The organism is Novosphingobium sp. BL-S-19 (assembly GCF_055521675.1).
Genome location: NZ_CM145497.1, coordinates 657,888 through 677,286 on the forward strand (window position 1 = coordinate 657,888; position 19,399 = coordinate 677,286).

A 19,399-nucleotide genomic window follows, 5' to 3' on the forward strand; every position below is an offset into this window, starting at 1 on the left:
TGAGTGTCCCCGAGGGCGACTGGGTGTCGCCCGATGCACGGAAGGGACACCATGGAAAACTCCGACGAGATCGACCGCGCCCGGGCTGCCAAGCGCGGCTCGCCGTTTCTCAACACGCCCCAGGCGGCAGCCTATCTCGGCATCTCGATCCGCCTGCTCCTGAAGTTTCGGCGCAATGGCGGCGGCCCCATCTTCCGCCGCCATTGCCGCTTCATCCAGTACCACATTGATGACCTCAATGCCTGGAGCGAAGCCAACTCCGGCCGGGCGTTCCGTCGATGAGCGCGCCCGATATTCCGGGCGGCGAGGCCTCGCCCATGCCCTTTGTCGAGGCCCGGCAGACCAGATCGGACCGTTATCGCAGAGTGAAGTCTTTGGCGTTTGGCGTCGCTGTCGCGGCGAGCCTGCTGGGGACAACCTTGGCCTTTCCGCCTGCGCCGCGCCTTCTCTGGAATGCCAGTCCCAGCGCGCCGATGGGCCTCTACCTGGTATCGCCGGGAAGCGATCCCCTGCCGGGCGATATGGTGATTGCCCGCATGCCGCGCCCGTGGCGCGACCTTGCCGCCTCGCGCCGCTATATTCCCTCGAACGTACCTCTGGTGAAACGCGTCGTCGGCTATCCGGGGCGTGAAGTCTGTGCGCTCGGAAATGAGATATTTCTCGACGGCGTGCCGCTGGTCGTGCGCAAGGCACACGATGGAAAAGGTCGGCCCATGCCGTGGTGGGAAGGGTGCCGCGTGCTTGCTCGCGGCGAGTATTTCCTGCTCATGACGGCCAGCCCGGATTCCTTCGACGGGCGGTATTTCGGGATAAGCCGCAGTTCCGACATCATCGGTCAAGCGTACCTGCTATGGGAGCGCTGAAAGCGATGATCGTCGCCGCGACGATCATCGCGGCAAGCCCTGTCCGCGCCCAGGATCTGGAGCGCTGGCAGCCCCATATCGAAGAGGCCTCGTCGCGTTTCGGCGTGCCGTCCGCCTGGATCAGGAAGGTGATCTGGGCCGAGAGCCGGGGCCGTACGCAAATCGGCGATGCACCGATCCGCAGTCCCAAAGGCGCCATCGGGCTCATGCAGCTCATGCCCGGTACCTGGGCGGATATGCGCTCCCGTCTGTCGCTTGGTTCCGATCCGGACAACCCGCGCGACAACATCCTTGCTGGGACGTTTTACCTCAGACTGCTTTACGACCGCTTCGGATATCCTGGGCTGTTTGCGGCCTACAATGCAGGTCCGGCGCGCTACGAAAAGTACCTGTCCGGCATACCGCTTCCCTCTGAAACCGTGGCCTATCTTGCGGGAATAGCCGGCAGCGACACCTCCGTTCTGCCGCAGGCGCCGCCGCTGTTTGTCGGGAGAACGCAGGCTGTCCAAAGCTCTGTGGAGAACCCGGAGGACAAGTCGGGGCAAACAAGTGGGGAAGTGGTGGATCGGGGAGGCAAAACGCCCGTTCGGCCGCCTGTACGGGACCCGTTGTTCGCAGTCCGTAACGATGCCCACTGAGAGGCCCTGCCCAGACGAGAGGTAAGAATGCTCGTCTGAGATGATGCAGTGTGACTGGCGCCGAACAGTCTATCAAGGCCCGTGGGTACCCCCCAATTTGCTGCGCAAATCGGTTCCCCCCACGTCCGCTTCGCGGCGCAGGGCTAAAGCCCTGCGGCCCTGACAGACCGCCCGGCACCCGTCTTCGAATGGTCGTTCTCAGTCACGGGAACGGTCACGCGAGGAGCTTCATCATGCAGATCGATCGCACCATTTCAGCTAGCCACACCGACGTATTCGCAAGTCTGGTTCACGGGCTCGAAATCGAGTTCGGAGAAGGCGCAGGACGCGCCCTGGCACAGCGTTTCCTTGAAGCGGAGGAAAGCGATTTCCTCTGGGAAGCACGTATCTCGGAGCGTTGGCTTGGGCGCTATGAAGGCCTTGGCGAGGACGATGGGGTCGATCTCGATCGGGTCGCGGTCCTGGGCCGCCTGGGGCGCCGGTGGTTCGCTGCCACGCTCATCATCGATGGCGATGGTGATCCGGTCGGCCTCATTGCGCGGCGCGATTTTGCGAAGCGTGCGGCCGCCGAGAAGGCGAGTGCGCAGGCCCACTAGAGGTTCGCTCAATCGATGGGGCAGAGCCGGACGGTGCTGCCCCGTCGATTTGCCTGTGACCGACCTGCGCCCGGCAACCGGATTGCACCGGTGGGAGGCTGATTTGAGAGGTCTGGTCTGGGGGAGGGGCGTATGCGTCCGGTAGAAGCACATCAGGCGGCAGCGGGATGATTGGCCGCCCAGTTCCACGGCAGAAGTTCGTCGAGTCGGCTGGCCGGATGGCCTTCGACCATGCGGGTGAGCACGTCGCTCAGCCATGCATATGGCTCGACGCCGTTGAGCTTGGCCGTCTCGATCATCGAGCAGATCACCGCCCAGCGATGGCCACCGCCATCACTGCCGGCGAACAGATGGTTCTTCCGTCCGATGGCCACGGGTCGGATTGCCCGCTCGACCGGATTGGTGTCGAGTTCGATGCGGCCATCATCCAGGAACCGGCTAAGTCCCTGCCAACGGGCGAGTGCGTAGCGGATGGCTTCAGCGAGCGTGCTGCGCGCTGGAATGAGGGCAAGCTGAGCTTCCAGCCAGAGCTTCAGGGACTGGAGATGTGGGCGCGAGAACGACTCGCGCCACGCCATTCGCTGGATCGTGTCCCCAGAGGTGGTGTAGCTTTTCTGGACCACCTTGCTTTTCGGCTTCAGCCTGAGCCGATCATGAGCCAGGTACTGCCGACAGCATGACAATAGGATTGTCGCTGAGCGGGGCCATCGTTTCAAGCGTCATGTAACGTGCGCGCTGGACGGCCCATTCGTCGGACTGTTCCATGAGGATGGCTCCGACGAGACGGGTGATGGCGGCTTCGTTTGGGAAGATCCCAACGACCTCGGTCCGCCGTTTGATTTCGCCATTGAGGCGCTCGATGGGGTTTGTGCTGTGTAGTTTGGCGCGATGCTCGCGCGGGAATGTCATGTAGGCCAACACATCGGGCTCAGCGTCGTCCATCAGCGTGGCTAGCTTGGGCAGTTTGGGCCGCACTTGGTCGGCGATCGAGCGCCACTGCTGGCTCGCAGCTTCTGGGGTTTCCTGGGCGAAGGCGGTGGCGATGAACGCGGAGACCACGCGCCTGCCGCTCTTGCCGGCATGGGCGAGTGCATTGCGCATGAAGTGGACGCGGCAGCGCTGCCAGGTCGCGCACAGCAGCTTGGAGACCGCCGCCTTAATGCCTTCGTGCGCATCGGAGATGACCAGCTTGACGCCACGCAGTCCTCGGCGCGTCAGTTTGCGCAGGAAAGCGGTCCAGAACGGCTCGGCCTCGGAAGGACCGATATCCATACCTAGCACCTCGCGGCGGCCATCGCTGTTGACGCCCACCGCGACGATCACCGCCACCGAGACGATACGCCCGTTCTGCCGCACTTTCACGTAGGTGGCGTCAATCCATAGGTACGGCCAGTCGCCTTCGATTGGGCGTTCGAGGAAGGCACCGACTTTCTCGTCGAGTTCCTCGCAAAGCCGGCTGACCTGGCTTTTCGAGATCCCATCCATACCCAGCGCCTTCACCAGGTCATCTACCGAGCGGGTGGAGATGCCCTGGATATACGCTTCCTGGATCACCGCGGTCAGCGCCCGCTCGGCCATGCGACGGGGTTCGAGGAAGCCGGGGAAGTAGCTTCCCTTCCTGAGCTTGGGGATGCGCAGTTCGACCGTCCCTGCTCGCGTCTGCCAGTCGCGCTCGCGGTAGCCGTTGCGCTGGACCAGCCTCGCCGCAGATTTCTCGCCATGGCCGGCACCGGTCAGGTTGCCGACTTCCATCTCCATCAGCCGCTCGGCGGCAAACGAGATCATCTCGCGCAGAATATCTGCATCCGGGGTCTTCTCTACCAGCGAACGCAAGTGCATCATCGGATCGGTCATCGTGATTCCTTCCGTCAAGTTTGAGCTTCGCAACCCAAACCTACCCGAAAATCACGGTGACCACCTCAGCCTTCAGCTACACCACGTCCTGGGACACGATCCTTCGCTGTGCCGGCGATTGTCCTCGAGCCTTCTTTTCGACCTCATAAAGCGTCGCGATGCGCTGCAACGCTTCGGCCGCGATCGGGGAACCGGTTTGTTGTTCGACGTCGTAGAACTTGCGCCGGGTATGCGCCCAGCAAGCGGCCAGCCTCACGCCATCGCGTGCTGCCACACGCTCGAACCCGGCATAGCCATCGACGTGCAGCACGCCTTTGAAGTGCTGGAGATGCGCCACCGGGCGCTCGGCTTTTCGGTCCGGCGCAAACAGGTAGACGGCAGCTGGAGGTGCCGGCCCGTTCCAGCCCCTTTGTTCGCGGGCATAGACCCACAATCGGCCTGTTTTTGTCTTTCCCCGGCCCGGATCAAGTACTGGAACGGGGGTGTCGTCGGCGAAGAGATGGTTGCTGGCGAACACGTCGGCGCACAGCCTTTCGTGCAGGGCCTCGAGCCACCAGCACGCTCCGCCGACCCAACCCGCGAGCGTGGAACGGGCCAGATCTACGCCATGCCGCGCGAAGATCTGCGATTGCCGATAGAGGGGAGTGTGGTCGCAATACTTGCTGACGAGCACTTGCGCGAGCAGCGCCGGCGTCGCCAGACCACCTGCGATCGGACGCTCCGGTGCGGGCGCCTGAGCTACTGTGCCGCATGTCCGGCAGGCGTATTTGGGACGAGTGATCCGTACCACGCGAAGCTGTGCAGGAACCCAGTCCAGCATCTCGCTGACGCTCTCGCCGATACCGTGCAGTGCGCCGCCGCAGCCCGCACAGGCATCGTGCGCAGTGTCGATCAGCACATCCTCACGCGGCAGGTGATCGGGCAGCGGTTTGCGGTGCGGTCGTGGTTCGGCAGTCGCGCCGATGATGACCGGACGGCTTGCCTCGATACGCCCAATGTCGGCGTCGAGGTCTTCCAGACCAAGTGCGAGTTGGTCGGGATCAAGCCGTTCGGATCTACGACCGAACTGCATCCGCTGGAGCTTCTTGATGATGGCCTGAAGCCGCTCGATCTCGCCTTCGCGGTGTTCGACGACGGCCGCCATATCGCGCACCAGCTGGTGCAGCAGGGCCGTGTCGGACGGCAGATTATCGAGATCGAGCCGCATGCCCGATACTACCAGAATCTACGTGCCGGACCAACTATTATTGGCGGATTTCTGCCGATTCTAGCCCGCCTTTTTAGGCTGCCAGACCCGTTCGGGATGTCGCCAATCGATGCCTTCGAGCAACATCGCAAGCTGGGCCGGAGACAAAGGGATCGTCTCGCCCGGTACGGTCATTCTCGGCCAGACGAAGCGCCCTTGGTCTATCCTTTTGGTGAACAGGCACAGGCCCGTGCCGTCCCAGAACAGCAGCTTCACCATGTTCGATCGTCCGCCTCGGAAGGCGAAGATGTGCCCGCAGAACGGATCCTTCTTCAGGGTCTCCTGTACCAGTGTCGACAGACCATCGAGGCCTTTGCGCATGTCGGTCACGCCAAGCGCCATGTGCACTTTCACGTTCGAAGGTACGATCATCATGAGCGTTTCTCCTGCTCCAGAACTATGCGGCGCACATCATCGGGATCGGCCTCGATGGGCGCGAACACACGTCGTCCATCGGCCAGTTCGACCTCTTTCATGTCTTCGGGGCAGGGAAGGAGCCCGGCCAACAGCGAAGCTTCACGTCGCCCGGGTTTGGTTCTGTCCTCGACCACCTGCACCGTTGCCAGCGTCATGGGCTTCTCGCGTCCCAGCCCGAACTGGTCGCGCCACCGGAACAGCACGCTGGTCGATATTCCATGGCGTCGACTGACAGAGGAGATCGTCTCGTTATGACGTTCGGCCTCCAGCAACAGCGCGATCTTTTCTTCGGTCGAGAAGTGTCTGCGCCGCGCTTTTTTGAGCGGCTCAGCGGCGGCTTCAATCTCGGCTGTCAAGGCCTGAACGCGCTCGGTTTCCTTAGTCCTAGTGCTTCGTTTGGTGCTTATGAGGGGCCTCGACGACGGATGCAAAAGTGCTCGCCAGTCGATCGTGACCTGCTCGGCCTCGATCAGATTGCGCCATCGTCTAAGGCTGTGGGACGACAGCCGCAGCGTCGAGCAATAGTCGCGCAATGGCAGACCCGACCATTGCCAGGCTTCCACATGCATCGCCCAAAACGCCTGCGTCGCTCGTTGTCTGCTGTCCTGCGATACTCGTGCATATCGCAGCTTAAAGCGCCGTCTAGCCTCGGCTTTCTGCGCTTCCCACTCTTCTATCTCGACGTGCCAAGCCTTGAATTCGCTGCGGGTCAGATCCTGCTGACGACAATAGGCGGCAACCGAAAGTCCGCTCTCGCGCCATGCCTTGATGTGCACAGACCACCAGGCCCGCTTCCCCCTGTTCCTGAATATTCGGCGCGACATCGAGCCACCTCCCCTTCGGAAAGCAAATCAAATGGGACATCGATATGGCTCGGAACAATGTGCGAACTTCGGACGGTTACGGAGGGGCTGAGGGGGAAAAGTGGCGGACGACAAGATTGAAGGCGTGTCTCGTGACACGCTTAAGTTTCTGTCTGCACATCGTTTTTCTGCGAGACTGGAGGGTTGGTGACGAGACTGTAGCGAGACGTGCCTTTTCGGGAGGCTTTGCATGGATTTCGACGACGATTTCGAGCCGCGCCTTGGCCGGCAGCGCGATGCGGCCGCAAGAAAAGGCGGCAGGAAAGCGATCAAATACGCGACCCGCGTTGCTGTCGCAGCGGGGCTGATCGGCACCGGGAAGAAGGGCGGCAAGTTCGTTGGTAGCCGCATCGGTCGGGGCGCGGCGCTCGGGCGCGCGCTTGCGGGGCGAGACCGACTGGCGGGATATCGGGCCCGCCGTGTTGTCGTGAAGACGAGGCTGGTGAAGGTTCGCAGCGCCAGCGCCAGCGCCCTCAAAGCCCACCTCCATTACATCCAGCGCGATGGCGTGACGAAGGAGGGCGAGCGGGGCCTGCTTTACGGCCCTGATAACGACCGCATGGACGGCGCCGAATTCCTCGAACGCTCGAAGGATGACCGGCACCAATTCCGCTTCATCGTCTCGGCCGAAGATGGCGACCAATATGGGGACCTGAAGCCCTACATCCGCCGGCTCATGAACCAGGTCGAGGAGGACATTGGAACCAGGCTGGAATGGGTTGGCGTCGATCACCACAACACCGGCCACCCCCACACGCATATCGTGCTTCGCGGGATCGACGATCAGGGCAAGGATCTCGTCATTGCCCGCGATTATATTACCCATGGTTTCCGCGAGCGGGCCGTTGAACTCATGTCGCTCGATCTCGGGCCGCGCGCAGACCACGAAATCGAGGCGCGGCTGCGTCAGGAAATGGGGCAGGAGCGCCTCACCGGCCTGGACCGCCGCCTCATCGGACGGACGGATCCCGATCGATGCGTCTCGCCGCACGATCGCGATCCGTTTTTCCAGGCACTGGAGACGGGACGCCTGCAGGCTTTGAAGCGGATGGATCTTGCCACCGAATTGGGGGACGGGCGCTGGCAGCTTGCCGACAGGCTCGATGAAACCCTCAGCGCCATGGGTGAGCGCGGCGACATCATCCGCCTGATGCAGCGTGAGGTCACGCGCGCCAGACTGGAGCGACAGGACCAGCGCATCTATTCGCTGGACGTCGGTCCGCTTGTCGGCAAGGTCATCTGCCGCGGGCTCGCGGACGAGCATCGCGATCGTCATTTCCTGCTGGTCGACGGCATCGATGGACGTTCGCATTACATCGACATTGGATATTCGACAGCCGTCGAGCCGCTGCCGCGCGATGCGGTGGTACGGGTCAGCCCTCGAATAGCTGCGGTTCGGGATATCGATCGCAATATTCTGGAAGTGTCGCAGGCGAATGAGGGGCGGTATTCGATCGCGCGGCATTTACGCTACGATCGCTCCGTCACCCAGGCTTTCGCCGAGACCCATGTGCGCAGGCTTGAAGCGATGCGACGAGCACGGTCCGATGTCACGCGTGAGGCCGATGGAAGCTGGCGTATTTCGTCCGAACATCTCGAAGTCGCAGAACGCTTCGTGCAGCGAGATGTCGCTTCCCGGCCCGTCGCTATCGAGGTCCTGGGGGCGGGGTCAATGGAGCGGATGGCCGGGATGGAAGGGGCGACCTGGCTCGATCGCGAACTTGCCTCACCCTCTGGACTGGCCATGCGTGATACGGGTTTCGGACGGGAAGTTCGTGCGGGTCTGGATCAGCGGCGTCAATGGTTGGTAGAGCAGGAGCTGGCCGATGTCTCGCCAAGCGGTGTCAGGCTCCGGCAGAACGCCCTCGCATTGCTGCAGAGACGCGAGTTGCTCCGGATCGCCGAGCGTCTTTCAGGAGAGCTTGGGAAGGACTTTTCCGAGGCGAAGACCGGAGATTGGATCGAAGGCAAGGTGAGCCGCAGGATCGATGGTATTTCGGGGCGTTTCGCGCTTATCGAGCGAAGCCACGAATTCACGCTGGTTCCATGGCGACCGGTGCTCGAAAGGCAACTTGGACAGCAGGCCGGCGGGATCATGCGCGAAGCTGGCATCAACTGGCAGTTTGGACGAGGTCGTGCCGGGCCGGAAATTTCTTGATCCGTCGGACGATGAGCGTGCAGGGGCCCAGATGCAAACCGGGCGACCATCTCGTTCAGGATGGCCGCCCGTCTAAGCTCTCAAGTTTGCAATCGGAACCGGATAGCGAGGCCTTCAGGCCTTGGCTTCTACAGTGCTCTGCTCCGCCGGTACGTCGAGAGCGGGGTTCGTCGGCGACGACACTGCGGCCGTCGAAGCCGCATTCTCCACAGCGGGCACCGCGATTCCAAGCTTTGCTCGGCTCTTCTTCGGCGCCGGCGACTTGGCGGTCGCTGCAGTCTTGGCCTTCGGCTTCACTGCTACGGGCTTTGCCGTCTTTGCGGCAGGCACTGCGGTTTTCGGTTCGGGACTGGCAACCGCGGCAGTCGCAGGCTTCGTGACCGTGGGTGCCGGAGCGGCAGCCTTCTTCCCTGTCTTCACAACCTTCTTGGGCGCCGCTGCTGGCTTCGCGGAGCCTGTCGCACTTGCTTCGACGGCAGCCTTACCTGGCGTCCGGGCCATCCGGCGGGCCGGCTTGCTGGCAGATGCGGTAACGGCCGCCGGCACACTCTTCACTGCGGCAGCCTTCTTGGCTTCCGGCTTCGCTTCCGTGGCTACGGCTGCGTTGCCAGAAGCCTTGGGCACAGGCTTGCTGACTGATTTCGCCGCTGCCTTTGTGGCATTCTTCGGCTTCGCATTGGCAGCCTTGGGTGCTGGCGTCGTTGCGGAAGAGGGTGCTGCAGGAACCTGCGACGCCTTGCTAGACAGCTTGGCGGCCACTGCGATCTTCGGAGTTGCCTTCTTCGCAGCTGCCTTGGTAGCTTTCGCGGCTACCGGAGAAGCAGCTTTGGCGGGCACAGCTGCGGCGGTGCTGGCACCCGCTCTGCTGCCGCCAAGTCCTGCCGCTTTAGCGAAGGCCCGGCGCTGCTCGGAATAGGTCGCTGAAACCATCGGGTAAGTGGTCGGAAGATTGTACCGCGCGCGGTACTCCTCGGGAGTCAGGCCATTATTAGCCAGGTGCCGCTTCAGTGCCTTGTAAGGCTTCCCATCGATCAGGCTGAGAATGTGATCGTGAGAGGCAAGGCTTTCTTCAACCGACACAGCCGGCTTGAACTCCGGTTCTTCGATCTGCCCCTTCCCGGTGTCTCCTGCGAGCGCGCTGCGCGTCGCCTCGATCAGGGCGGGAAGCGCATCGCTGGAGATGGTGTTGTTGGAGACAAAGGCGCTGAGCAGTTCAACTGTCAGGCGGGCGAGCTCTGGTTGCTCGGTGTCGGGCATGGAAGATCCCTCTTGGGAGGTTTATTGGAGGAGGCCTTTGTCTTCCCAATTGCTATCCAAGTAAAGGCGATTTTCTGGGGCCACAAGGCGCACCTAATCGGGCGTCGACGTCATCGTTACAATACAGTGGTCCATTCGGCCCGGAATGGATCAGATGATCGCCTGCTCCTCAAGCTGTCCTTCATGGTTTCGATCTCGGGCGAGACGCTGGCTCCCCGATACGCGAGCGAGGTCTCGCGCCGAACGAATGCACCTTCGCGCGCCGCGCTCAGCCAATTGAACGACCGACACCATAGACATTGTTGTCGGCCATCACGATCTTGCTGTGCACGTCCTTGACTTCGACGACAATGGCACCTGCGCCTTCAAGGTCTGCTTTGCCGTCGCAAAGCTCTCGACGGGGCTCTTGTTCTGTTTTTGACGTCATTCGTTGAGAGCACGGCCGGTATAGACTGTGACCGAACCGCCGGAGTTCGCAGCCGTCTCGTTGAGCGGAAAGATTCTGGCACCCTGCGGTCCACGATCCGTCAGCCACGGTGTGACGATGTGAATGTCGCTTCGGCGTTCTGAAGTGCACTCGAAAGACACCTGGGCGCACCAGACAGGCACTGTGATCTCTCGTGGATTTCCGGGAGTCTTGCCCCCACGCCAACGGATACGATCCGCGGCGTGCGGAGGCTTTCATGACACCGACGAAACTCCTCATCGGACAGATGATGGTCGTGTTCGCGATCGTCCTTGCCGGTGTCTGGCTGGCGACCCAGTGGGCCGCGACGCAGCTTGCATACCAGCCCGAACTGGGGAGCCCCTGGTTCGTGCTGCTAGGACGTCGGATTTATGCGCCCTGGGCGATCTTCATGTGGTGGTTCGAATTCGATGCCTATGCGCCGGTCGTGTTCGACGAGGCTGGCGGCATTGCGGCATCGAGCGGGCTCGTCGGCTGCGCAGCGGCTATCGCCGGTTCGGTATGGCGCGCACGGCAGCGTAGCAATGTCACCACCTACGGATCAGCGCGCTGGGCCAATCGCAAGGATATCCGCAAGGCCGGGCTCCTGGCGGACGAGGGCGTGTTCCTCGGTCGGGTCGGTGCCGACTATCTGCGCCACGATGGCCCCGAACATGTCATGGCCTTTGCGCCCACGCGGTCGGGCAAAGGCATCGGCCTTGTCATTCCGACCCTGCTGGGTTGGTCGGGTTCCGCCGTCATCCACGACATCAAGGGCGAGAACTGGCAACTGACCGCTGGCTGGCGCGCACGCTTTTCGCATTGCCTGCTGTTCAACCCCACCGATGCGCGTTCGGCGCGCTACAACCCATTGCTGGAAGTGCGCCGCGGCATCCACGAAGTGCGCGATGTCCAGAACATCGCCGATATCCTCGTCGATCCCGAAGGTGCCCTCGAACGCCGCAGCCACTGGGAGAAAACCAGCCATTCTCTCCTGGTCGGCGCAATCCTCCACGTGCTCTATGCCGAGGAAGAGAAGACGCTCGCGCGCGTCGCCACCTTTCTCTCCGACCCCGCACGAAGCTTTGCCAACACGCTCCACGCGATGATGTCGACGAACCACCTTGGTACCGAGAAGGCGCCGCAGGTTCATCCGGTCGTGGCATCGGCAGCGCGTGAAGTGCTCAACAAGTCGGTCAACGAGCGCTCCGGCGTGCTCTCGACGGCCATGTCGTTTCTGGGTTTGTATCGTGACCCGACCGTCTCGGCGGTAACGGCAGCTTCCGACTGGCGCATCGCCGACCTCGTCGATGGGAAATACCCGGCCTCGCTCTATCTGGTCGTTCCGCCCTCGGACATTAGCCGTACCAAGCCGCTGATCCGTCTGATCCTCAACCAGATCGGTCGGCGGCTTACCGAGGAACTGCGCTTCGAGCATGGGGCGGACCACAAGGGCGGCCGCCGGCACCGGCTGCTCATGATGCTCGACGAGTTTCCCGCGCTCGGCCGCCTCGACTTCTTCGAAACCAGCCTCGCATTCCTTGCCGGCTATGGCGTTCGCGCCTTCCTGATCGCGCAGAGCCTCAACCAGATCGAGAAGGCCTACGGCGAGCACAACTCCATCTTGGACAACTGCCATGTGCGGGTCGCGTTCGCGACCAACGACGAGCGTACCGCCAAGCGTCTTTCCGATGCCCTCGGGACCGCGACCGAGCAGCGCGCCATGCGCAACTACGCTGGCCACCGCCTCGCGCCCTGGCTCTCGCATGTCATGGTCAGTCGCCAGGAAACGGCACGCGCACTGCTGACGCCGGGCGAAGTCATGCAGCTCGATCCGCGCGAGGAACTCGTGCTTGCCTCCGGCACGCCGCCGATCCGGGCCAGCAAGCTGCGCTATTTCGAGGAACCCGCCTTTGCGCGGCGGGTCATTGCCCCACCGCAGCTCAGCACCAAGGGCTATGCCGATACCCCGCCTGCACGAAAGGACGACTGGTCCGGACAGGTTCGCGACATTGATGAGCGACTGTCGCCGCCTGCCAGCGAGTTTGCGGATCAAGAGCCGCAAGGCGAGAAGGCTGTCCATGGGACGATTGACCAGGCGCCCGCCGTTGAAGCCGGCCCGGAAATCGACGGTCCTTCTCAGGAATTGCAAGTCGTCACCGACCCGCTGGGCCTGACCGCCGATGACGATGATCCCGCTTCGGACAAGCGTGTCCTCGACCAGGCTGCCCAGCAGCGGCTCGTACGCGTCACTTATGCGCTTGGCTCCGCCGAACGCGCCGACCAGTTCGACCTGGAGCTCTGAACATGACGAACAAGGTCCGCTATCAACTGTTCCTGCCCGAGCCGCTCAGTGCCCGTCTCGTCGAGGAAGCAAACCGGCCGGGTGTCACCAAGTCGGCTATTCTGGTCCACGCTCTGACGGCGTGGTTCGACAAGCGGGGGACGAAAGAACTCGACGATCGTTTCGGCCGGCGTCTCGATCGCATCGCCGAACTGCTCGAGCGCCTCTTGCGCGACAGTCACATCGAACTTGAAACGCTGGCACTTTTCATCCGCTATGAGCTCGCGATCAATCCACCGCTCGCGGAAAACGATGCCGCCGGCCGCGCAGCGGCTTCGCTGCGATTTGACGCTTTCCTGTCCCAGGTTGCGCGGGAAGTAGGGCGGGGCAAGCGCACGCTTGACCAGGAGGGCGGGCGATGAGCGGCGAAGAAACCGTCGCGCGCCGCCGCGCGATGCTGCGCACGGCCATGGGTCCGGCGATCGAGGCGGCCCTCAGCGATCCGAAGGTCATCGAAATCATGGTCAATCCCGACGGCGCGCTGCGCGTCGATGTGCTCGGCGAGGGCAGGGTGGACACAGACGTGCGGATCGCGCCCGAACAGGTCGAGCGGATCATCCGCCTTGTCGCCAGCCATGCCCGCGCCGAAGTCCACGCCGACAGGCCGATCGTATCGGCGGAACTTCCGCCGCACGGTGAAGGCGCGGGCGAACGCTTCGAAGGTGTGCTGCCGCCGGTCTCGTTGGCACCATGCTTTTCCATCCGCAAGCCGGCCGCGCGCATCCATACGCTCGCCGACTACGTCGCGGATGGCATCATGCCGGTGGAAGCCGCAGAAATGCTGCGCGCCGCCGTCCTGGACCGCCGCAACGTGCTGGTCGTCGGCGGGACCAGCTCGGGCAAGACCACGCTCGCCAATGCCCTGCTTGCCGAGATGGCCGCGCTCGATGAGCGCGTAGTGCTGATCGAGGACACGCGCGAGCTGCAAAGCCCGGCACCTGATACGGTTGCACTGCGCACGCGGCAGGGCGTCGCCACCATCGCCGACCTCGTCCGTTCGACCCTGCGCTTGCGGCCTGACCGTATCATCGTCGGGGAAGTGCGCGGGCCAGAGGCGCTCGACATGCTCAAGGCCTGGAATACCGGCCATCCCGGCGGGATCGCCACGATCCATGCCAATGGAGCATCGGCTGCGCTGCACCGGCTCGAGGGGCTGGTGCAGGAGGCGGTCGTCACGGTGCCACGCCATCTCATTGCCGAGGCCATCGACCTCATCGTTGTGATTTCCGGGCGCGGCCTGGCTCGACGGATTTCGGCCATCGCCAGCCTGGAAGGCTTCGATCCCGTCCGCGGCGAATACCGCCTGCACGAGCTCTGCTTCCCGTCCGTCCGCTTCCCTTCCACCAAGCAAGGAGAATGACCCCATGAAGACGTCACCACTTCAGCGCTTCGGCATGCGCCCCGATCCACGGGCCGCCGTGCTCGCGGCCGCTGCGATGGCAGCGTCGCTCACCGTTACTGCGCAGACCTGGGCTGCTGGTTCCGGCATGCCCTGGGAGGAACCGCTCGAACAGATCCTCGAATCCGTACAGGGCCCGGTCGCCAAGATCGTAGCGGTCATCATCATCATCGTCACCGGCCTGACCTTGGCCTTTGGCGAGACTTCGGGCGGCTTTCGCCGGCTGATCCAGATCGTCTTCGGTCTCTCGATCGCCTTTGCCGCATCGAGCTTCTTCCTCTCGTTCTTCAGCTTCGGCGGCGGAGCGCTGATCGCATGAATGCGGCCGGCCAGCACATCGAGGGCTTCGAGGTCCCGATCCATGTGAGCCTTGGCGCTCCGATCCTCCTCGGCGGTGCGCCGCGCGGGATCGCGATCCTCAACGGCACGCTCGCCATGGCGGTCGGCCTGGGACTCCAACAGTGGCTGGCCGGCCTCTTCATCTGGGCAGCGGGACACAGCCTCGCCGTGCTTGCTGCCCGGCGCGATCCCGATTTCGCGCCCGTGCTGCTGCGCCACTTGCGCCAGAAAGGATTTCTCGCGTGCTGAATCTCGCCGAATATCGCAGCAAGGCAGGGCGCCTTGCCGACCATCTACCCTGGGCCGCGCTGGTCGCGCCGGGCGTGGTGCTCAACAAGGACGGCAGCTTCCTGCGCGTCCTCGAATTCCGCGGGCCCGATCTGGAATCGGCAACCGAGGCTGAGCTGGTCTCGATCGCGGCGCGGGCTAACAATGTTCTGCGCCGTTTCGGGTCAGGCTGGGCCCTGTTCTTCGAAGCCGAACGGCGCGATGCCGCCCGCTATCCAGACGACGCGTTCCCGGATGCAGCGAGCTGGCTTGTCGACCGCGAGCGCCGCGCTGCATTCGTTGCGGAGCGCAAGCATTACGAGAGCGCCTATTATCTCACGCTCACCTGGCTCCCACCTGCCGACAGCGAAGATGCCGCCGGCCGCCAACTGATCGAACGCGCCGACGACGAGAAGGGCCGCGACTGGCGTGCCTCGCTCGATGGCTTCATCGCAGAGACCGATCGGGCCCTCGATCTCTTCGACGGATTCATGCCTGAGATCCGTGCGCTGGCTAGCCAGGAATTGCTGACCTATCTGCACACGACGATTTCGGATCGTGGCCATCCGGTGCGTGTTCCTGAAACCCCGATGTATCTCGATGGCCTGCTCGTCGACACGCCGCTGGTAGGCGGTCTCGAACCGATGCTGGGCGACCGGCACATTCGCACGATCTCGGTCCTCGGCTTTCCGAACGTGAGCCGCCCCGGCATTCTCGATGCGCTCAACCACCAGGACTTCGCGTACCGCTGGGTCACGCGCTTCATTGCGCTCGACAAATCAGAGGCGACCAAGGTCCTGACCAGCCTGCGCCGGCAATGGTTCAACAAGCGCAAGTCGCTGACAGCTATGCTGCGCGAGGTGATGTACAATACGCCGACGCAGCTCCTCGACAGCGATGCCGACAACAAGGTCGCCGATGCCGATCTCGCGCTTCAGGCGCTCGGCGGCGATCATGTCGCATTCGGGTACCTCACCACCACGATCACCGTCAGCGACACCGACCGCAGCGCGGTTGATGCCAAGATGCGGCAGGTCGAACGCGTGCTGGGCGGGCTCGGCTTCACCACGATCCGCGAGCGCGTCAACGCGGTCGAAGCCTGGCTCTCGTCAATACCGGGACACGTCTACGCAAATGTCCGCCAGCCGCTGTTCCACACCCTGAACCTGGCTCACCTGATGCCGCTCTCGGCTGTCTGGGCGGGTCCGGCGCGCAATGATCATCTGGGGGGCTCGGTGCTCCTCCATGCCAAGACTTCGGGCTCCACGCCGTTTCGGCTGTCGACGCATGTCGGCGACGTGGGCCACATGTTCGTCGCCGGCCCGACCGGCGCGGGCAAGTCGGTGCTGTTGGCGTTGATGATCCTGCAGTTCCGCCGCTATCCGAGCGCGCAGGTCTATGTCTTCGACAAGGGGCTGTCTGCGCGGGCTGCGGTGCTGGCCTGCGGCGGCGCGCACCATGCGCTCGGGCTTGGCGGCGAGACCGGTTCGCTGGCCTTCCAGCCCCTGCGCGACATCGACGATCCCGCGCAGCGCGCCTGGGCAGCGGAATGGATTGGCGCGATCCTGGCGCAGGAAAACGTGACCGTCACTCCGGAGGTGAAGGATCAGGTCTGGCTGGCGCTTGGAAGCCTTGCGAGCGCGCCGCCGGCCGAACGGACGATCACAGGTCTTACTCTCTTGCTGCAATCGAAGGCGCTGCGCACCGCGCTGGGCCCTTACACGATCGACGGGCCCTATGGCGGCCTGCTCGATGCGTCGGAGAGCACGCTGCACCTCGCCGACCTTCAGTGTTTCGAGACCGAGGCGCTGATGGGACACGGCTCCGTTGTCGGTCCGGTGCTGACCTATCTGTTCCATCGGCTCGAGGAGCGCTTCGATGGTCGTCCGACCTTGCTGGTGCTCGACGAGGCCTGGATCTTCCTCGACCATCCGCTCTTCGCTGCGCGCATCCGCGAATGGCTGAAGGTTCTGCGAAAGCGCAATGTCTCGGTGCTGTTTGCGACGCAGAGCCTCGCCGACATTGCCGGCTCGCCGATCGCGCCCGCGCTGATCGAAAGCTGCCCGCAGCGCATTCTGCTACCCAACGACCGGGCGGTCGAGCCGCAGAGCCGTGAGATCTACGAGCGCTTCGGGCTCAGTGAGCGGCAGATCGAGCTCATCGCGCGTTCGACGCCCAAGCGCCACTACTACCTGCAATCGGCCCGCGGAAACCGGCTGTTCGAGCTCGGCCTCAGCGATGTGGCGTTGGCGCTGTGCGGCAGCTCTGATCCCATGACTCAGGCGCGGATTGATGCCGTGCTCGCCGAAAATGGCCAAGGCGAGTTCTTCGCGCGCTTTCTCGCCGGAACGCACGCTGCCTGGGCGGCCGATCTCATCGGCACCTACCCCGGTCCTCGCGCCGAGCACTTCTAACCTCAGACCCAAGGAGAAAGTTGATGAAGCTCTCGTCTCGCCCCCACGCTCCAAAGTCGGCCCCCAAGCTCGGTGCTGGCATCAGCGCGCTCGCGCTGGTCGCCGCCAGTGGCGTCCTTTTCGAAGCAATGATCGCCAGTCCGCCGGCTCATGCGCTGGTCGTCTATGATCCGACCAACTATGCGCAAAACGTGCTGACGGCAGCGCGCGCTCTGCAGCAGGTCAACAACCAGATCAAATCGCTGCAGAACGAGGCGCAGAGCCTGGCCAATCAGGCGAAGAACCTCTCGACCGTGAGCTTTCCCGAGCTTCAGGCGCTGACCCAGACGCTCCAGAAAATCGATACGCTGATGGGACAGGCCCAAAACATTCAGTTCAAGGTCGCGAGCGTCGACCAGCAGTTCAGCAAGCTCTATCCCGATGCGTTCAGTCAGTCGCTAAAGCTCGACGATCAGGTGACCGCCGCGCGTTCGCGGCTCGATACGCAGGTCGCCGCCTATCGCCAGAGCGTGACGATGCAGGCGCAGATCGCCGAGAACGTCGATGCCGACGCCACGACCATGAATGCGCTCGTGCAGCGCAGCCAAGGGGCCGAGGGCACTTTGCAGGCGCTGCAGGTAACCAACCAGCTTCTCGCGCTGACCGCCAAGCAGCAGTTCCAGGTCCAGCAGATGCTGGCCACCCAGTTTCGTGCGCAGGCCGTGAGCGACGCCAACCGCGCCCAGTCCGAGAGCGAAGCTGACGCGACGACCAGGAAGTTCCTGGGTACCGGCTCGGCCTACACGCCGAACTAGGCCGCCGCTTTCCCATTCCGACAGCGGCGCCGGACTGCCTCTCCCGTCGCCGCGTCGCGGGGCACGCGCTCCATCCCCGGCCGTGCCCCGCGACACCCTCGACCTCAGTGCAGAGCTGAGTGCGCTCCCGCGCGCCTGCCGGCCTCGTGGTTGGTCCTCCTCCCTTGGCAAGCGCCACCAGACAGGATGCCCGACGATGACTGACCTCAACATCATCGATCAGTTCATGACCGCCTTCATCCGCTACATCGACAGCGGCTTCGGCTTGCTCGGCGGCGATGTGCGGTTCCTGACCGCAACGCTGATCGCGATCGATGTGACGCTGGCCGGGCTGTTCTGGACGCTTGCCGGCGAGGATAACGTGCTCGCCCGCTTCATCCGCAAGGTCCTCTACGTCGGAGCGTTCGCGTTCATCATCAACAGCTTCTCTACGCTGGCCGACATCATCTTCCGCTCCTTCGCGCAAGCCGGGATCACCGCTGGCGGCGGATCACTGACGACTGATGATTTGCTGCGGCCTGGGCGTCTGGCCGGTACCGGGTTCACGGCAGCATGGCCGCTGCTGGAGCAAGCGGCGAAGCTTTTGGGCGTGACCAGCTTCTTCCAGAACTTCCTGACGATAGCTGTGCTGCTGATCGCCTGGCTGCTGGTGATCCTCGCCTTCTTCATTCTCGCGGTGCAGATGTTCGTCTGCATCATCGAGTTCAAATTGGTGGGACTTGCCGGCTTCATCCTGGTGCCGTTCGCCCTGTGGAATCGGACAAGCTTCCTCGCCGAACGCGTGCTGGGACATGTCGTGAGTTCGGGCATCAAGGTCATGGTGCTCGCGGTCATCGTTGGCATCGGCTCGAACTTTTTCGACCAGTTTACGCAGGCGCTGCAAGGGCAGGAACCCGACATCGGTCAGGCCATGAGCCTGGTGCTGGCAAGCCTGGCGCTCTTCGGCCTCGGCATCTTTGCACCATCGGTTGCCAGCGGCCTGGCATCGGGTGCGCCGCAGCTCGGAGCAGGTGCGGCGGCTGGTACGGTGCTCGGCGCCGGCGGCATTGCCATGCTGGCGGGAGGCGGGGCGGTCGCTGGCGCACGTCTTGCCGGAACTGCGCTGGGCGGCATTCGCGCAGGGACTTCGATGGGCAGCAGTGCGGCCGCCGCGAGTTCGGCCGGCCATGGTGGCGAAGCTCATACTGCGTCAGCGACAACCCATTCAGCAGCCTCTGGCGCGGCCGGCGGTCGCGCCGGCCCTTCGGCTCCTGGGCCGTCCGACTCCCCACCTACCTCCAGCAGCGCAGCACCGTCGGCCCAATCCGATAGTTCGACTGGTTCTTCGCCTGCCTCAACTACGACCACAGGCGCCGAAGGCGGGGAAGGGGCACCCGCTTGGGCCAAAGCCCTGCGCGCCGAGCAGGCCGCCCGTCATCGCCGCGATGTCGCCATCCACACTGTCCAGCAGGGCGATCGCGGCGGCGGCGCCACCACTCCCGACATCAGCGAAAGGAATGACTGAC

At 63.6% G+C, this 19,399-nt stretch carries 18 protein-coding genes and 1 pseudogene; 13 read left to right on the top strand and 6 right to left on the bottom strand.

Translation table 11 applies throughout. The features are described from left to right. Nucleotides 1-51 precede the first annotated feature (51 nt). The 4 genes from ACZ1JV_RS02920 (at nucleotide 52) to ACZ1JV_RS02935 (ending at nucleotide 2,097) form a co-directional block, all read left to right on the top strand. Nucleotides 52-282, top strand: a complete 231-nt coding sequence (locus tag ACZ1JV_RS02920; protein ID WP_465140219.1) for a helix-turn-helix domain-containing protein — start codon at nucleotides 52-54, stop codon at nucleotides 280-282. Further along, nucleotides 279-863, top strand: a complete 585-nt coding sequence (locus ACZ1JV_RS02925) for a S26 family signal peptidase (protein ID WP_465149495.1) — start codon at nucleotides 279-281, stop codon at nucleotides 861-863. The genes ACZ1JV_RS02920 and ACZ1JV_RS02925 overlap by 4 nt, the downstream gene beginning before the upstream one ends. A gap of 5 nt (nucleotides 864-868) precedes the next feature. After that, nucleotides 869-1,501, top strand: coding sequence for a lytic transglycosylase domain-containing protein (locus ACZ1JV_RS02930; protein ID WP_465149496.1), 633 nt, complete (start codon nucleotides 869-871; stop codon nucleotides 1,499-1,501). A 233-nt stretch (nucleotides 1,502-1,734) separates the two neighbouring features. Next, nucleotides 1,735-2,097, top strand: a complete 363-nt coding sequence (locus tag ACZ1JV_RS02935) for a hypothetical protein (RefSeq protein ID WP_465149497.1) — start codon at nucleotides 1,735-1,737, stop codon at nucleotides 2,095-2,097. 152 nt (nucleotides 2,098-2,249) lie between these two features. Here the strand turns inward: ACZ1JV_RS02935 and ACZ1JV_RS02940 are convergent. The 5 genes and pseudogenes from ACZ1JV_RS02940 to tnpA form a co-directional block, all read right to left on the bottom strand. Beyond that, nucleotides 2,250-2,660 (bottom strand): annotated as a pseudogene (locus ACZ1JV_RS02940) (IS66 family transposase); the annotation flags it as partial. Nucleotides 2,661-2,748: 88 nt separating this feature from the next. Then, complete coding sequence (locus ACZ1JV_RS02945) at nucleotides 2,749-3,951, bottom strand: IS256 family transposase (RefSeq protein ID WP_465149753.1); 1,203 nt, start codon at nucleotides 3,949-3,951, stop codon at nucleotides 2,749-2,751. Between the two features lie 76 nt (nucleotides 3,952-4,027). Beyond that, a complete protein-coding gene (tnpC, locus tag ACZ1JV_RS02950) occupies nucleotides 4,028-5,158 on the bottom strand; it encodes an IS66 family transposase (RefSeq protein WP_465149498.1) in 1,131 nt (376 codons plus the stop codon). A 60-nt stretch (nucleotides 5,159-5,218) separates the two neighbouring features. After that, entirely contained in the window at nucleotides 5,219-5,572 is a 354-nt protein-coding gene (tnpB, locus tag ACZ1JV_RS02955) for an IS66 family insertion sequence element accessory protein TnpB (protein ID WP_465149499.1), read from the bottom strand. Beyond that, nucleotides 5,569-6,438: an IS66 family insertion sequence element accessory protein TnpA gene (gene tnpA / locus ACZ1JV_RS02960; RefSeq protein WP_465149500.1), complete on the bottom strand. Its 870-nt coding sequence runs from the start codon at nucleotides 6,436-6,438 to the stop codon at nucleotides 5,569-5,571. The genes tnpB and tnpA overlap by 4 nt, the downstream gene beginning before the upstream one ends. Nucleotides 6,439-6,667: 229 nt before the next feature. On the opposite strand from tnpA, the gene rlxS reads away from it, so the two are divergent. Beyond that, nucleotides 6,668-8,635, top strand: coding sequence for a relaxase/mobilization nuclease RlxS (gene rlxS / locus ACZ1JV_RS02965; RefSeq protein ID WP_465149501.1), 1,968 nt, complete (start codon nucleotides 6,668-6,670; stop codon nucleotides 8,633-8,635). 114 nt (nucleotides 8,636-8,749) lie between these two features. Here the strand turns inward: rlxS and ACZ1JV_RS02970 are convergent, their stop codons facing one another. Further along, a complete protein-coding gene (locus ACZ1JV_RS02970) occupies nucleotides 8,750-9,892 on the bottom strand; it encodes a Ros/MucR family transcriptional regulator (protein ID WP_465149502.1) in 1,143 nt (380 codons plus the stop codon). 683 nt (nucleotides 9,893-10,575) lie between these two features. Here ACZ1JV_RS02970 and ACZ1JV_RS02975 point away from each other — a divergent pair. The 8 genes from ACZ1JV_RS02975 (at nucleotide 10,576) to trbL (ending at nucleotide 19,398) form a co-directional block, all read left to right on the top strand. Beyond that, nucleotides 10,576-12,642, top strand: coding sequence for a conjugal transfer protein TraG (locus ACZ1JV_RS02975; RefSeq protein ID WP_465149503.1), 2,067 nt, complete (start codon nucleotides 10,576-10,578; stop codon nucleotides 12,640-12,642). A gap of 2 nt (nucleotides 12,643-12,644) precedes the next feature. Further along, nucleotides 12,645-13,043, top strand: a complete 399-nt coding sequence (locus ACZ1JV_RS02980) for a CopG family transcriptional regulator (RefSeq protein WP_465149504.1) — start codon at nucleotides 12,645-12,647, stop codon at nucleotides 13,041-13,043. Beyond that, nucleotides 13,040-14,041 (top strand): P-type conjugative transfer ATPase TrbB, encoded by a 1,002-nt coding sequence (trbB, locus tag ACZ1JV_RS02985; protein ID WP_465149505.1) that lies wholly within the window; start codon nucleotides 13,040-13,042, stop codon nucleotides 14,039-14,041. The genes ACZ1JV_RS02980 and trbB overlap by 4 nt, the downstream gene beginning before the upstream one ends. 76 nt (nucleotides 14,042-14,117) lie before the next feature. Further along, nucleotides 14,118-14,399: a TrbC/VirB2 family type IV secretion system protein gene (locus ACZ1JV_RS02990; RefSeq protein ID WP_465149766.1), complete on the top strand. Its 282-nt coding sequence runs from the start codon at nucleotides 14,118-14,120 to the stop codon at nucleotides 14,397-14,399. Next, a complete protein-coding gene (locus ACZ1JV_RS02995) occupies nucleotides 14,396-14,668 on the top strand; it encodes a VirB3 family type IV secretion system protein (RefSeq protein ID WP_465149506.1) in 273 nt (90 codons plus the stop codon). The genes ACZ1JV_RS02990 and ACZ1JV_RS02995 overlap by 4 nt, the downstream gene beginning before the upstream one ends. Beyond that, nucleotides 14,662-17,100, top strand: a complete 2,439-nt coding sequence (gene trbE, locus ACZ1JV_RS03000) for a conjugal transfer protein TrbE (RefSeq protein ID WP_465149507.1) — start codon at nucleotides 14,662-14,664, stop codon at nucleotides 17,098-17,100. The genes ACZ1JV_RS02995 and trbE overlap by 7 nt, the downstream gene beginning before the upstream one ends. A 23-nt stretch (nucleotides 17,101-17,123) precedes the next feature. Beyond that, the gene (trbJ, locus tag ACZ1JV_RS03005) at nucleotides 17,124-17,894 is read left to right on the top strand and encodes a P-type conjugative transfer protein TrbJ (protein ID WP_465149508.1); all 771 of its coding nucleotides are present in this window, start codon (nucleotides 17,124-17,126) and stop codon (nucleotides 17,892-17,894) included. A 196-nt stretch (nucleotides 17,895-18,090) separates the two neighbouring features. Then, the gene (gene trbL, locus ACZ1JV_RS03010; RefSeq protein WP_465149509.1) at nucleotides 18,091-19,398 is read left to right on the top strand and encodes a P-type conjugative transfer protein TrbL; all 1,308 of its coding nucleotides are present in this window, start codon (nucleotides 18,091-18,093) and stop codon (nucleotides 19,396-19,398) included. The last annotated feature ends 1 nt before the right edge of the window (nucleotide 19,399 follow it).

Bases quoted from the DNA above. Each gene is read 5' to 3' on its own strand.
- ACZ1JV_RS02920 (WP_465140219.1), top strand. From the start codon at position 52: ATGGAAAACTCCGACGAGATCGACCGCGCCCGGGCTGCCAAGCGCGGC.
- ACZ1JV_RS02925 (WP_465149495.1), top strand. From the start codon at position 279: ATGAGCGCGCCCGATATTCCGGGCGGCGAGGCCTCGCCCATGCCCTTT.
- ACZ1JV_RS02930 (WP_465149496.1), top strand. From the start codon at position 869: ATGATCGTCGCCGCGACGATCATCGCGGCAAGCCCTGTCCGCGCCCAG.
- ACZ1JV_RS02935 (WP_465149497.1), top strand. From the start codon at position 1,735: ATGCAGATCGATCGCACCATTTCAGCTAGCCACACCGACGTATTCGCA.
- ACZ1JV_RS02945 (WP_465149753.1), bottom strand. From the start codon at position 3,951: ATGACCGATCCGATGATGCACTTGCGTTCGCTGGTAGAGAAGACCCCG.
- tnpC (WP_465149498.1), bottom strand. From the start codon at position 5,158: ATGCGGCTCGATCTCGATAATCTGCCGTCCGACACGGCCCTGCTGCAC.
- tnpB (WP_465149499.1), bottom strand. From the start codon at position 5,572: ATGATGATCGTACCTTCGAACGTGAAAGTGCACATGGCGCTTGGCGTG.
- tnpA (WP_465149500.1), bottom strand. From the start codon at position 6,438: ATGTCGCGCCGAATATTCAGGAACAGGGGGAAGCGGGCCTGGTGGTCT.
- rlxS (WP_465149501.1), top strand. From the start codon at position 6,668: ATGGATTTCGACGACGATTTCGAGCCGCGCCTTGGCCGGCAGCGCGAT.
- ACZ1JV_RS02970 (WP_465149502.1), bottom strand. From the start codon at position 9,892: ATGCCCGACACCGAGCAACCAGAGCTCGCCCGCCTGACAGTTGAACTG.
- ACZ1JV_RS02975 (WP_465149503.1), top strand. From the start codon at position 10,576: ATGACACCGACGAAACTCCTCATCGGACAGATGATGGTCGTGTTCGCG.
- ACZ1JV_RS02980 (WP_465149504.1), top strand. From the start codon at position 12,645: ATGACGAACAAGGTCCGCTATCAACTGTTCCTGCCCGAGCCGCTCAGT.
- trbB (WP_465149505.1), top strand. From the start codon at position 13,040: ATGAGCGGCGAAGAAACCGTCGCGCGCCGCCGCGCGATGCTGCGCACG.
- ACZ1JV_RS02990 (WP_465149766.1), top strand. From the start codon at position 14,118: ATGGCAGCGTCGCTCACCGTTACTGCGCAGACCTGGGCTGCTGGTTCC.
- ACZ1JV_RS02995 (WP_465149506.1), top strand. From the start codon at position 14,396: ATGAATGCGGCCGGCCAGCACATCGAGGGCTTCGAGGTCCCGATCCAT.
- trbJ (WP_465149508.1), top strand. From the start codon at position 17,124: ATGAAGCTCTCGTCTCGCCCCCACGCTCCAAAGTCGGCCCCCAAGCTC.
- trbL (WP_465149509.1), top strand. From the start codon at position 18,091: ATGACTGACCTCAACATCATCGATCAGTTCATGACCGCCTTCATCCGC.